The sequence below is a fragment of the Thalassospira sp. genome (assembly GCF_040218635.1).
Taxonomy (GTDB): domain Bacteria; phylum Pseudomonadota; class Alphaproteobacteria; order Rhodospirillales; family Thalassospiraceae; genus Thalassospira.
On record NZ_JAVJRB010000011.1, the window covers coordinates 271,022 to 283,651 of the forward strand.

At 50.5% G+C, this 12,630-nt stretch carries 10 protein-coding genes; 7 read left to right on the forward strand and 3 right to left on the reverse strand.

Annotation, left to right across the window (positions count from 1 at the left end):
• Positions 1-7: 7 nt before the first annotated feature.
• Both RIC05_RS12430 and RIC05_RS12435 read right to left on the reverse strand, forming a co-directional pair.
• The gene (locus RIC05_RS12430; RefSeq protein WP_350048504.1) at positions 8-478 is read right to left on the reverse strand and encodes a hypothetical protein; all 471 of its coding nucleotides are present in this window, start codon (positions 476-478) and stop codon (positions 8-10) included.
• Between the two features lie 271 nt (positions 479-749).
• A complete protein-coding gene (locus tag RIC05_RS12435) occupies positions 750-1,139 on the reverse strand; it encodes a hypothetical protein (RefSeq protein WP_350048502.1) in 390 nt (129 codons plus the stop codon).
• A gap of 169 nt (positions 1,140-1,308) precedes the next feature.
• Here RIC05_RS12435 and RIC05_RS12440 point away from each other — a divergent pair, with 169 nt between their 5' ends.
• From RIC05_RS12440 to RIC05_RS12470, 7 genes are all read left to right on the forward strand, one after another.
• Positions 1,309-1,926 carry a restriction endonuclease subunit S gene (locus RIC05_RS12440; protein ID WP_350048500.1) on the forward strand — a complete coding sequence of 206 codons (618 nt, stop codon included), beginning with the start codon at positions 1,309-1,311 and terminating at the stop codon, positions 1,924-1,926.
• Positions 1,916-3,430, forward strand: coding sequence for a type I restriction-modification system subunit M (locus RIC05_RS12445; protein WP_350048498.1), 1,515 nt, complete (start codon positions 1,916-1,918; stop codon positions 3,428-3,430). The genes RIC05_RS12440 and RIC05_RS12445 overlap by 11 nt, the downstream gene beginning before the upstream one ends.
• Complete coding sequence (locus tag RIC05_RS12450) at positions 3,420-4,646, forward strand: restriction endonuclease subunit S (RefSeq protein WP_350048496.1); 1,227 nt, start codon at positions 3,420-3,422, stop codon at positions 4,644-4,646. The genes RIC05_RS12445 and RIC05_RS12450 overlap by 11 nt, the downstream gene beginning before the upstream one ends.
• The gene (locus RIC05_RS12455) at positions 4,643-6,292 is read left to right on the forward strand and encodes a DUF6119 family protein (RefSeq protein WP_350048494.1); all 1,650 of its coding nucleotides are present in this window, start codon (positions 4,643-4,645) and stop codon (positions 6,290-6,292) included. The genes RIC05_RS12450 and RIC05_RS12455 overlap by 4 nt, the downstream gene beginning before the upstream one ends.
• 142 nt (positions 6,293-6,434) lie before the next feature.
• Positions 6,435-7,424: a DUF4917 family protein gene (locus RIC05_RS12460; protein ID WP_350048492.1), complete on the forward strand. Its 990-nt coding sequence runs from the start codon at positions 6,435-6,437 to the stop codon at positions 7,422-7,424.
• Positions 7,417-10,695, forward strand: a complete 3,279-nt coding sequence (locus RIC05_RS12465; protein ID WP_350048490.1) for a type I restriction endonuclease subunit R — start codon at positions 7,417-7,419, stop codon at positions 10,693-10,695. The genes RIC05_RS12460 and RIC05_RS12465 overlap by 8 nt, the downstream gene beginning before the upstream one ends.
• Positions 10,695-11,420 (forward strand): M48 family metallopeptidase, encoded by a 726-nt coding sequence (locus tag RIC05_RS12470; protein WP_350048488.1) that lies wholly within the window; start codon positions 10,695-10,697, stop codon positions 11,418-11,420. The genes RIC05_RS12465 and RIC05_RS12470 overlap by 1 nt, the downstream gene beginning before the upstream one ends.
• Positions 11,421-11,928: 508 nt before the next feature.
• Here the strand turns inward: RIC05_RS12470 and RIC05_RS12475 are convergent.
• A complete protein-coding gene (locus RIC05_RS12475; RefSeq protein WP_350048486.1) occupies positions 11,929-12,144 on the reverse strand; it encodes a hypothetical protein in 216 nt (71 codons plus the stop codon).
• Positions 12,145-12,630 lie beyond the last annotated feature (486 nt).

The following is a 12,630-nucleotide window of genomic DNA, read 5'->3' on the forward strand; positions in this document are numbered from 1 at the left end:
GATATCTTTAGAACAGGGAAAACTGCTCGGCGTTTGAAGGGGCAAAAATCTGCGGTTTCCCGATGAGCACATAGAGTTTTCCACCATGCTCGACCTTTATCCCATGATAAAACCCCAAGGGGCTGCGTCTGGCCGCGTCTCCATCAGCGACGATTTCCGCATAGCGGCGTGCCTCCCCCTCGAACAGGTCAAGGGGGATGAGTTGATAGGCCTCTATCCGCTGCTCATGGTTGCGGTACCATCTGCCTGAATTCACCCAAAATGCGGCTTTCCAGCGAAACGGTTGCCGGATGGGTTCGCCGATACCGATGCGGTCTGAGCTGTAGGACGCCGATATGTCACCTTCGCCAATATGTCGCTGGGCGCGTTCGCACCATTTCCCGAATTGGAACCTATCGGGATCGGCAAGGTTAATCTCGTGCTCAGAGGGAGCGCCTCTTTCATCGCCGCACTCCTTGAATGAATAATTATAGTACATTTCCTTCTTCTCCTTTGGGCTAGGGGTTGCGTAATAGCAACCCTTGGCCTTCGCCGAGAACGGGGTGTGCAAACGGAGGGAACAATCGACGGCGGGCGCAGCAAAGCGAGCCTCGGGAGACCGTCTATTTTTATCGGAGTGCGCTGAGGGCGCGTGCCCTAAGCCTTGCGCGAGGGATTGAAGCCGGAATGGCCGAGACGCCTGTTTGGCGGCTCGGTTCACGAGAGCCCGGCCCGAAGGGCGCGCCAATCTTGGTCGGGCTACTTTTCCTTTAATGATCTCTTAAAGTATCGATTTTTTGCCACTTACCGTGGCCGGGGAATTTGCATTCCCAGAACCGCCAGCCGTTTACGTTGTTTCCGGTAATGAGGCGGGCGGCATCCGACGGACTTGCCGAAACCACATCATTGACGCTCAAGCCGTCCCGCTGGACTTGGCCATAATGCATTTCGCCTTTGTAACGAACCCGGAACTCGGTTCCGACAGGGAATGCGACCCCCTTGGAGAGCCACGTTTCAGATGCTCTCTCTGCTTTATCCTTGCCATCCATTGTTCCAAGTCCAAGCAGCGCGCGAACCACGTCATTATATGTCGTTGCCTCTGTCTCTCGCCTCAGGGTCAATTCTTTAAAAACCTCAAAATCGATTTCGATTGTTTGCATGTCTTTGCCTTTCTATTACCTTTATTGGACTATAGTACTATAGTACTATAGCGCTATATTTGAGTCAAACAGACTCTTGATGTAAAATTATGCAAAATATTTTTGCATCATAGACATTGATGCAAAAATTATATTGACGCGGTGATTTTATTTGGCTATATTTTGCATCATGAACATTGATGCAGTAAATTTCGTTAAGATTTCCGAGCTCGCCAACGTGACGGCTGGCTTCCCTTTTCGCGAAGCGATTCGTGATGAGCCGAACGGGGATACGCCTGTCGTGCAAATGCGCAACACCACTGCGGCGAGTGGAGTCGATTGGCCGTCGGCCGTTCGGGTCAAGCTACCACCAAAGAAGCCGCCTCGCTGGCTTGAAGATGGCGACGTATTGTTCGCCGCGCGGGGAGCTAATAACTACGCCTTACACGTTGAGCGACCGCCCGAGCGCGCCGTGTGCTCACCGCATTTTTTCGTCTTGTCAGCCATCAACCGCGCGCACGCCTTGCCAGCCTTCGTTGCATGGCAGATCAACCAAGCTCCCGCTCAAAAGCAATTGGACGCAGTGGCAACGGGTTCGCACATCAGAAATATCCGCAGACAGGCGCTGCAAAGCCTGTGCATCGCGCTTCCCTCAATCGATCATCAATCGGCGATCATCGCCTTTGCAAATGCAGCCCATGGTGAGCGCGCGCTTTTCGAGCGCCTCGCCTTAAACCGTCAACAACAACTGGATGCCCTTGCTCTTGGGCTCTTTATGAAGAGAGGAGTTCAAGACAATGAACGCTGAAATTAAACAGGACGAAATCAACAAGGCGGTGTGGAACGCCTGCGACACGTTCCGGGGAACGGTCTCGCCGGACATCTACAAGGATTTTGTCCTGACGATGCTGTTCCTGAAATACATCAGCGACGTTTGGCAGGATCACTATGACACCTACAAGGAAAAACACGGCGACCACCCGGAGCTGATAATCGAACTGATGAAGAGCGAGCGGTTCGTCCTCCCCGAGGGCGCAAGCTTTTACGCTCTCCACGGGCGGCGGCACGAGGCTGGCAACGGGGAGCGCATCGACAAGGCGCTTCATGCCATTGAGGAAGCGAATATCGCGAAGCTGCGGGACGTGTTCCAGGATATTAGCTTCAATTCAAACCGCCTTGGCGAAGAGCAGCAGAAAAATGACTTGCTGCGCCACCTGCTGGAAGATTTCGCAAAGCCCGCACTGAATCTGCGGCCAAGCCGTATCGGCAAGCTCGACATCATCGGCAATGCATATGAGTACCTCATCAAGAATTTTGCTGCCGATGCCGGGCGCAAGGCCGGAGAATTCTACACCCCGCCTGAAGTATCCGAATTGATGGCAGAACTGATGGCACCGCAGGAAGGCGATGAAATCTGCGATCCGACCTGCGGTTCAGGCTCGTTGCTGATGAAATGCGGTCGGCAGGTCGTCAGAAACTTCAACGGATCGAAGAAATACGCACTCTACGGGCAGGAAGCCATTGGCAGCACCTGGGCGCTCGCCAAAATGAACATGTTTTTGCATGGCGAAGACAATCACCGGATTGAATGGGGCGACACGATTGGTAACCCGAAACTGTTGAACAAGGACGGTGGCCTGAAACACTTCGAGGTCGTCGTCGCCAACCCCCCCTTTAGTCTCGATAAATGGGGACACGGCAAGGCGGAAGACGATAAGTACAAGCGCTTCCAGCGCGGCGTACCGCCCAAGACCAAGGGTGATTACGCCTTCGTCCTCCATATGGTCGAAACCATGAAACCCAAAACCGGACGCATGGCGGTCGTTGCCCCCCATGGCGTGTTGTTTCGGGGCGCGGCGGAAGGAAAAATCCGCACCAAGCTGATTGACGAAAACCTGCTCGATGCCGTCATAGGCCTGCCGGAAAAGCTCTTTTACGGCACCGGTATTCCGGCCTGCATTCTGGTTCTCAGGAAAAACAAATCAGACAAAAAAGTGCTGTTCATCGACGCCAGCCGTGAATTCGTTTCCGGCAAGAACCAGAACCTACTTTCCACCGAGAACGTTGCCAAGATCGTCACAGCCTATCAGGCGCGGAACGCCATCGACAAATATGCCTATCTGGCGAGCCTGAAAGAGATCAAGGAAAACGACTACAACCTCAACATTCCCCGTTACGTGGACACGTTCGAGGAAGAGCCGGAAATCGATCTTGTCGCCGTTCGCAAGGAACGCGCAACCCTAAAGGCCGAACTGGCAGACCTAGAAGCCAAGATGGACGGGTATTTAAAGGAGCTGGGCTATGGTTCCTGAAGGCTTCTCAAAAGTTCCGATTGGAGAATTGGTAGAGCGGGTCGCTCGCCCCGTGCATGTCGAGCCCGATGAACATTATTTTCAAATTGGTATTCGTTCACATGGCAAAGGGCTGTTTGATAAGGAACCAGTTTCAGGTACGGCGCTGGGAAATAAGCGCGTTTTCTGGGTAGAACCCGATTGCTTTGTCGTCAATATCGTATTCGCTTGGGAACAAGCCGTCGGAAAAACGACCGCCAATGATATTGGGAAAATTGCTTCGCACCGGTTTCCCATGTATCGCCCAAAGCCTGGACACTGTGATCTCGATTTTCTGACTTATTTATTCAGAACAAAATACGGAAAACATGTTCTTACACTAGCTTCACCCGGCGGCGCCGGACGAAACAAAACCTTGGGGCAAGCCGAATTCGTAAGATCGGAGATAGTTGTCCCACCCTGCGAAGAGCAAAAGAAAATCGCCGAAATTCTCATGACATGGGATCGGGCGATCGAGACTGTCGAAAATCTGATAGCTAATAGCCAAGCGCAAAAAACGGCGCTGATCCAAGAGCTATTAATTAAAAGCCCGACAGATTCTCTTAAATTGAACTCCGATCCTAAAGTCACGAGTTTGGGTGACGTTGCTAATATCATCATCTCCAATGTCGACAAAAAATCTGTCGATAGTGAACCTCAAATTCGTCTGTGCAACTACACCGACGTATATGCTCATGACACGATTATAAGTTCATTGCCCTTTATGAAATCGACAGCTACGTCGGATCAAGTAAAAAAATTTAGCCTAAAAATTGGCGACGTACTGATAACCAAAGATTCCGAGAGACCGGATGATATAGCCGTTCCTACCTACGTGGCAGAGACCGCACCTGATCTTGTTTGCGGGTATCATTTGGCCATCATTCGCCCAGATGCGAATACATGCGGACGATATCTTAAATTTTATTTTGAGAACCAGCATACTCGGAATTATTTCGCTTCGAGAGCGAATGGAGCGACAAGATTCGGCCTAACTACCGGGTCAATCGCCAATGCGCCAATTGCGCTTCCTACGAAACCCGAGCAAGAGAAAATAGCGGATGTCATTCATACGACTGAACTACAAACGGAGAATTTTCAAAACACACTCGTAGCGCTCAAGACGGAAAAAGCTGCACTCATGCAGCAACTCCTGACCGGCAAGCGACGGGTCAAATTAAGGGAGAAAACAGCATGAGCAAGGCGCGGTCATTTTCGATCTATCTGCTTAAGGACGGTTTAAACGCGACGAATGCCCTGAAGGACGATCACGGAATGGAAGTGGGCGCTGACGCGACAGGGCTCCCGGAAGGTGCAACGCTATTCGTGCTCGACAATGCGCCGCGCGAGCCTTGGTGGACAGGTTATTTCGGTGTCCGTAAGCCGCTACGCCAGGTCACCAAGGGCGCGCTGGTTTTCCTTCCGGTAGGGGAGCGATGTTTCGCTCTATCGTTCGGGCATGTGTTTCACTATCTGAAAGATGCGGGCTACGAGTACGATTTCGGTCTGAGGGTCACGCTGAACAGCCTCGACCCTAATAAATTGAAGAGCACCGATGTTCTCGAGCCCGGCGCGGCGCGGCGGCAACGCACACAAATGCCGGTGGATTCGAATCTCACCTACTTTGATTTCGACCGTGACAGCACGATCCTCAAAAGCCTCACCGGCAAGGTGAAGGACGAACACAAGGAACTTTTCAAACATGCGACCGGCGCGGCAAATCTCCGCATCAGTACGGCGGTTGCTGCCGACGAATTGATCGGATTGTGCGAGACGCTCTTGGAACTGTACGCAAGCGACGCCTACCGAACCACGTTTCCGGATATTCAGAACATTGAACCCGTTCGGGACCCCGTGGTGGTCGATGAGCTTAATGCAAGCTTGCTTACAGCCTTTCGGGAGAAGGATGAGAACCTCTATTTGGCTGTGCCGGATATCGTCGATTATCGCGACAACGTGTGTGCGACGTTTGCCGGTGCCGGACGCGGGCTCGTCTACGACGATGTCTTCATGGGACGGTATTATGATTACCTGGAGCGCCGGGAAGTTGTGCTTAACGATGTCGATATCGACGTTCTCAAACGTCATGCCCTGATCCTGACCGACGAGGACGGCAATGCACGCGACCGGCACAGCATTCTAAAATGCATGATCTACGACACAACGCTCGCCGGTGGTTCCGATGTCTATCACGTGAATGAGGGCAACTGGTATAAAGTCGAAACGAAATATGTCGACAAGCTCTCCGCCTATCTCGACCCGTTATGCGCGGATTTGGCGCTGCCCGATTACAATCACAAGGGTGAAGGCGCTTACAATAAAGCGGTCGCGGCTGCCGACGCCTCCTATGTTTGCCTGGACATTACCAGTATCGGCCCGCCCGGTCAGACGGCGGTTGAGCCGTGCGATCTGTATAGCGTCGATGGCGACCTAGCCGTATTCCACCACGTCAAAGTCTCGACGTTTTCGTCGCAATTGAGTCATTTATTTAATCAGGGCACCAATGCGATTGAACTTCTCAAGCTGGAACCTGAATCTGACAAAAAGCTTCGGGCGTTAATCAAGGGTAAGGTTTCAGCCGCCGATTTCGACGGCTTTACGGCGCCGCTGGACGATCAGAAATTTCGCGTCGTTTTCGCCATCGTAACGCACAAGGACAAGACCGCCTTGTCGGCGAACCTACCGCTGTTCTCCCGTATCAGCCTGATGCGGAGCATGAAGGCACTCAAGGTTATGAGCGTCGACGGACAATATGGATTCGTCAAAGACGTGTCGCCGAAATCGGCTGGAAAGAAGAAAGCGACGAAAAAAGGGAAGAAGAAAGCCCGTGGGGACGGATCATGACCCGCAACAACCAAACTGACAAAGAATATTATTTGAAAATGCTGGTGTGTGCGAGGGAGCTAACCTCGATTTGGCGTGAGCGTTGTCTTCTAAGAATAGGATTTATCAACGCAGTTTCAGCAAACGTGTGGGGAGTATAGCGATGCCTGATACAATCAATTTTTCAGAGGCAATCGAACTCACCGCGGAGAGCCCGCGCGCAGTATTGCTTGGAAACGGGTTCTCTATCGCGCAAGCGGGGGGGAACTTCGATTATGCGAACCTATTGGAGTATTCAGGCCTTGAGCCAGGCAGTCCAATCCGAAATGTCTTTCGCGAATTGAATACGATTGATTTTGAAGAGGTCATGCACGCCCTGGAACAAACTTCAATAATTGAGACTGCTTACGACGAAGAGGATAGGTCTGTATTATTTCAAAATGATGCGAACCATCTTCGCGAAGCCTTGATTCATGCAGTTAAAGAAGTCCATCCAGCGATTCAGTTTGACGTGCCAGACGAACAGCATCAGGCATGCGCCGCATTTTTAAAACAATTCGCAAACGTGTTCACGCTTAATTACGACCTTTTGCTGTATTGGGTAATACTCAATGCAGAGGAACGACTTCATAGTGATGGATTCGGCCTTGGCGATCAGGTCGGAGGGTTTCGTACTTTCCAAGAAGATGCTTACTGCTCGACATATTATCTGCATGGAGCATTGCATCTATTTTTGAACAGGCAGCTTGAAACGCAAAAACGCATAGTCACAACTGCAACAATTATCGACGATATTGCTGCATCCATTCGGCATCGACAACAATTGCCTTTGTATGTCGCTGAAGGTTCTTCCATTCAAAAGAAGTCAAAAATTTACTCAATACCTTATCTGCGTCATTGTTATGAAGAATTGACTAGTTTGTCAGGCAGCTTGTTTGTTTTTGGGCACTCTGTAGCTGACAACGATGAACACATCTATGACGCTATTTTTGAGAGCAAAATAGAAAAATTTGTGTTTTGTGTGCACCGACCGGAAGACGGTTGGGATGGTATCCGTGAGAGCCTCGCGCGATATGCAGAACGACGAGATGATATCGAATTTCTGTATGTAGACGCATCCAGCGCTAATGTTTGGGGGGAGCCTGATGACTGAATCACCCCAAACCAACGAAGAGTATGCGGCGAAGATTCCAGCGCTACAGACGTTGATATCCTTGGGATGGGCGTATCTTCCGCCCGCGCGGTGCGTGGAGATGCGGGAAGGCAATCAGGATGTGCTCTTGCGGGGCGTTCTGGTGGAGGAGCTGAAAAAGAGGCGGTTCGACTATCGAGGAAAAAGTTATCCCTTGTCGCTGAATGCCATCGAACAGATCATCCGCGAAATATCCACACCGACCCTGCATGAAGGGCTGCTGGCGGCTAATGAGAAACTCTATCATGCCCTGACACTCGGCGTGACGGTGACGGAGTTTATCGACGGTAAAAGGCATTCACCGACAATTCCAATCATCAATTGGGATGAGCCGGAGACCAATAGTTTTTTCATCACCGAAGAATTGGACGTGCTTACGTCCGATGGCACGCGGACGCGCCGCCCCGATCTGGTGGGGTATGTAAACGGTGTTCCGCTGGTGGTGATTGAGGCTAAGCGGCCTGAGTCCGGCAACCCCAACAAGTCAATGGTGGAAGAAGGAATAAGCCAGAGCATCCGCAACCAAAAACCGGATGAAATACCCTCGCTGTTCGCTTACTCGCAGCTTCTGCTTTCTATCAGCAACACCGATGGCCGCTATGCGACGACGGGAACGCCCAAGAAGTTTTGGGCATTGTGGCGGGATGAGGAAATTTCCGATGAACGGTTTGTAGCAATCAAGAACCGTGAACTTTCCGAAGCGGAGCGGGATTTAATTTTCGCGGACCGCCCCGCGCATGTCCGCCGCTACTTTGAAGTCCTCTGGTCAGCCGAACAATTGCCGACGGATCAGGACAGGTTGCTGATCGGTCTGCTGTCGAAGGATCGGTTGGCGGAGTTCGTTCGTTTCTTCATTCTGTTCGATAAGAAAGTCGGGAAAGTCGCCGCGCGTTATCAGCAGGCATTCGGCATCAAGGAGCTGATCGAGCGGATCAATAAGAGAAAGGTGGGCGGCGGGCGCGAAGGCGGCGTCATCTGGCACACAACCGGCTCCGGTAAATCTTTCACCATGGTCTTCCTCTGCAAGGCTTTGTTGCTTCATGACAGCCTAAAGGAATGCCGGGTTATCGTGGTGACGGATCGGGTCGATTTGGAAAAGCAGCTTGCTCGCACCTTCATCAGCGGCGGTGCATTTGGCTCGGAGGTCGCGAACAAGAAGGAAGGCAGCAAGGCGAAAGTCACCTCGGGACGGGATTTGGCAAAGCGGATAGGAAAAGGCACAGAACGCATCATTTTCGCGATCATCAACAAGTTCAATACGGCCTCGAAACAGCGCGAATGCCACAATGAAAGCGATGACCTGATTGTTTTGGTCGATGAGGGTCATCGCTCCCAAGGCGGTGAAAATCATGAGCGCATGAAAAAGGCATTGCCCAATGCCTCCTTCGTCGCGTTTACCGGAACGCCGCTTTTGAAAAATGAAAAAACCGCCAACAAATTCGGTCCGATCATTCATGCCTATACGATGCAGCGTGCGGTCGAAGACGGCGCTGTTACGCCTTTACTCTACGAAGAACGCAAACCGATCCTCGATATCAATGAGAAAGCTATAGACAACTGGTTTGAGAAGATCACGGCAGGGCTTTCCGACAAGCAGAAAAGCGATCTAAAGGAAAAATATGGGAAGAAAGGGCCGGTTTATGGGTCGGCCAACCGGATTGATCTTATCGCCTGGGATATAGCGGTGCACTTTAGTGAGAATTTCAAGGCGCTCGGAAAGGGCTTGAAAGGACAACTCGCAACCGACAGCAAGCTCTCAGCCATCCGATACAAGAAGGCGCTCGATTCAACAGGGCTGGTTTCAAGTGCGGTCGTGATTTCCCCGCCCGACACCCGCGAAGGTCATGAAGAGATCGACGAATCCGAATTGCCGGAAATTCAACAATGGTGGAAGGACACCGTGAAAGGCGATGTCGAGGACTATGAGCGCGATATCATCGACGATTTCTCGACAGAGGGGAAACCTGACATCCTGATCGTCGTGGATAAACTTCTTACCGGGTTCGATGAGCCGCGAAATGCCGTTCTCTACATCGACAAGCCCTTAAAGCAGCACAATCTGATTCAAGCCATCGCCCGCGTGAACCGGCTGCACGAGGCGAAAAAGTATGGCCTGCTTATCGATTACAGGGGCATTTTGAAAGAGCTGGATACAGCGCTCAAGGAATACCAGGACTTGGCGAGCAGATCGCAAGCTGGGTACGACATGGACGATCTCGACGGCCTCTACCGCCAGGTCGGGACGGAATACAAGAAGCTCCCTGACCTCCATGATCGATTGTGGGGCATCTTCAAGGGTGTGAAGAACGCGAAGGATTTTGAGCAGTATCGCCAACGTCTCATCCCCCAGTATGAAGAGGGCGAAAACGGCGAAATCCACGATAAAAAGCAAAAGGTTCGGGAGGATTTTTATGAGGCGCTCACGAATTTCGGTTTGTGCCTCAAGGTGGCGCTATCTTCCCGGTCTTTCTTCGAGGATTCGTCCGTAAGCGAGAAACAGATAGCGACATATAAACGCGATTTGAAGTTCTTCACTGAGCTTCGGGCTACAGCTCGGAGGGATGCTCAGGAAACAGTCGATTACAGCGCTTATGAGGATCAAATCCGTAAGCTCGTGGATCGGCAGGTTATCGGACAGGAAGTCAGAGAGGCTGATGGCGCGTTTTTGATAAACGAACTGGGCATCGATGATGACCCAGAGAAGTGGAGCGACGAGAAGACGCGGAATGAAACCGACTTAATCCGCAGCCGACTTAAAAAAACGATTGAGCAAGAATTAAACGATGACCCCTATGCGCAAATCTATTTTTCCGACCTTTTGAGGCAAGCCATAGCCGAAGCGGAGGCGCTCTTTGAACATCCTTTCAAACAGTATGCGCTGTTCAAAGATATCGAAGAGAAGGTTGATGAGAGGGAGGTGGACGGCATTCCTGAACAACTCGTCGGCAACAGACATGCCCGCGCCTATTTTGGGATTATCAAACTGAGCATCGGCGGCGATAAGGCAATGAATGGAAAGGTCTCAGATTATGCTGAAACCGCGATCAAGATTGAGAAGGTTGTAAGAAGCGCCGTAGCGGAACACTCACTCAACCCGCAAAACATCGAAGCGGAAATCAGAAAGGCATTGCTGCCGGAACTGTTCGACCTGATGGGATTGGACAAGGCTAAGGAGGTCATTGAACAAGTTATCGCGGTGACCCGCATTGGGCTCTCCCGAGGGCAATATTGATGGGTATCGAGCGGCTATCATACGGAGATGAAGTTTTTGAGTATGAGGTTATTGTTCGTCGCGATCTCACGAACAAGGTTCAAATCCATGTTCATCCCAACGGGCTCATACAGGTTGATAAACCCGACGGAGCGAACGAAAGCGACGTGAAAAAAGCTATCCGCAAACGGGCGCGATGGATTAAGACACAGGTCGATATTGTCCGGGATATGCGAGCCCATGCCTTGCCGCGAGAGTATGTAAGCGGAGAAACACACTTCTATCTTGGTCGCCGATATCGATTAAAGATTGAACAATCTTCTTCACCGCTGTCGTCCACGAAGCTTCTCGCAGGGCGAATAGTGGTTGAAGTTCCAAACCCGAATGTAGATCGGGTTCGCGGTGTGTTGCGGCGTTGGTACAAGGAGCGCGCCGCTGACTATTTGGGGCGTCGGTTGGAAATCGTGGCATCAGATATGAGGTGGGTTGATGAAACTCCCCATTTGCGCCTCACGACGATGAAGCGCCAATGGGGTAACTGCTCCCCGAACGGCGAAATTACACTCAATCCGGCGCTCGTAAAGGCACCGCGTGATTGTATTGACTACGTCTTAACCCATGAGCTTTGTCATCTAAGGGAGCATCATCACGGTTTGGAGTTTTACCAACTCCTGGCTTCGCGATTGCCAAATTGGAAGGCAGTTAAGAGCAAGCTTGATAGCATGGCAGAGCTTTTGCTCGTGTGATGCAACGTATTCGTCATTGTTGATGAAAAATCGCTCTGCGCTAAACGTGGTACGTATTTTTGGCGTTTTACGCCAACAGGCAGGGGGTTGGACAGGGGGGGGGGGGCACGCACCCTTCCCGAAGGTCGCGGAGCGGCCTGAGCCAAGGCGCGGTATTACCGCGCACATCTTGCGCATGCGCTGATTTAATAAAGTTCTCGATCAATATCTTTTGCTGTAACTCAAATATAGGTTGGTATTGATAATGGCTTCTTTGAAAATGTCGGCTAATGTCGGCTAATGTCGGCTAATGTCGGATTTAGATTGCAGTGAGAATCAGGATTTTGATTGTGCATAATAGTGCACTTTGCCTACGCCTCGTCCTAACCGAAAAAAAATACTTAAAAAATAACTATTATGATGCGAGCAGACAGATTGGGATACGCACCAACGAAAAGCTTTATTATCTCACCCAAAAATATACCTCAAAGTGACTGGCACCTTAAAGTTCGGCTATCTGCCAAAAACTCTATCGACACGGGTCGCCAAACACTTGAGGTAATAAAGGCTCCATCTCTACTGGGAGCGAGAGAATCTGTTCACTTAGATTGCCATTGGTTTGTTCTGCTTTTTGTTGGCTGCAGTACAAATTACGGTATTGATCGTTCACTGCTGCGCTTGTCACTGCACCAGTCAGCAAAGTGGCCCAAAAGAAATGAATTGCTAGCTTAGAATGTTCTTTCATAAATATTCACCTTTAATGCGATTGATAATCATTATTATCAATGTAAGCATTTCAGTGAAAATGTAAACAACTTTAAATCACGAAGCTCTTATAATATAAAGGGCCAATACACACATGTTGTATCCAATAAAACTCCCGCCAGATACTGAAAGACACTTAATGAGCATTGCCATCTCACTGCTGTCATCTTTTGACTGGGACAAGATGAGGTGCCGTGACGTCGGGACTATTGCTAGAATAATAAATGCCAAAAAAGCGATGCCTGTAGAAAAATAAACAACAGTGAAAAATATCCCGCTCGAGACGATAGAGTCAGAAAATCTTGGGAGAAATATCTTTGCAAGAAAAAAGAGAACACCTAAGGACGCCCCTTGCGATAGCGCTTTCATAATTTTTCCTTCCGATGACAACTCAATGACGGCTTGAATATTAGGATAAACACCGACAATGGTGCGGTCAATTGGCTTATCGTAAACGTTCAATTCA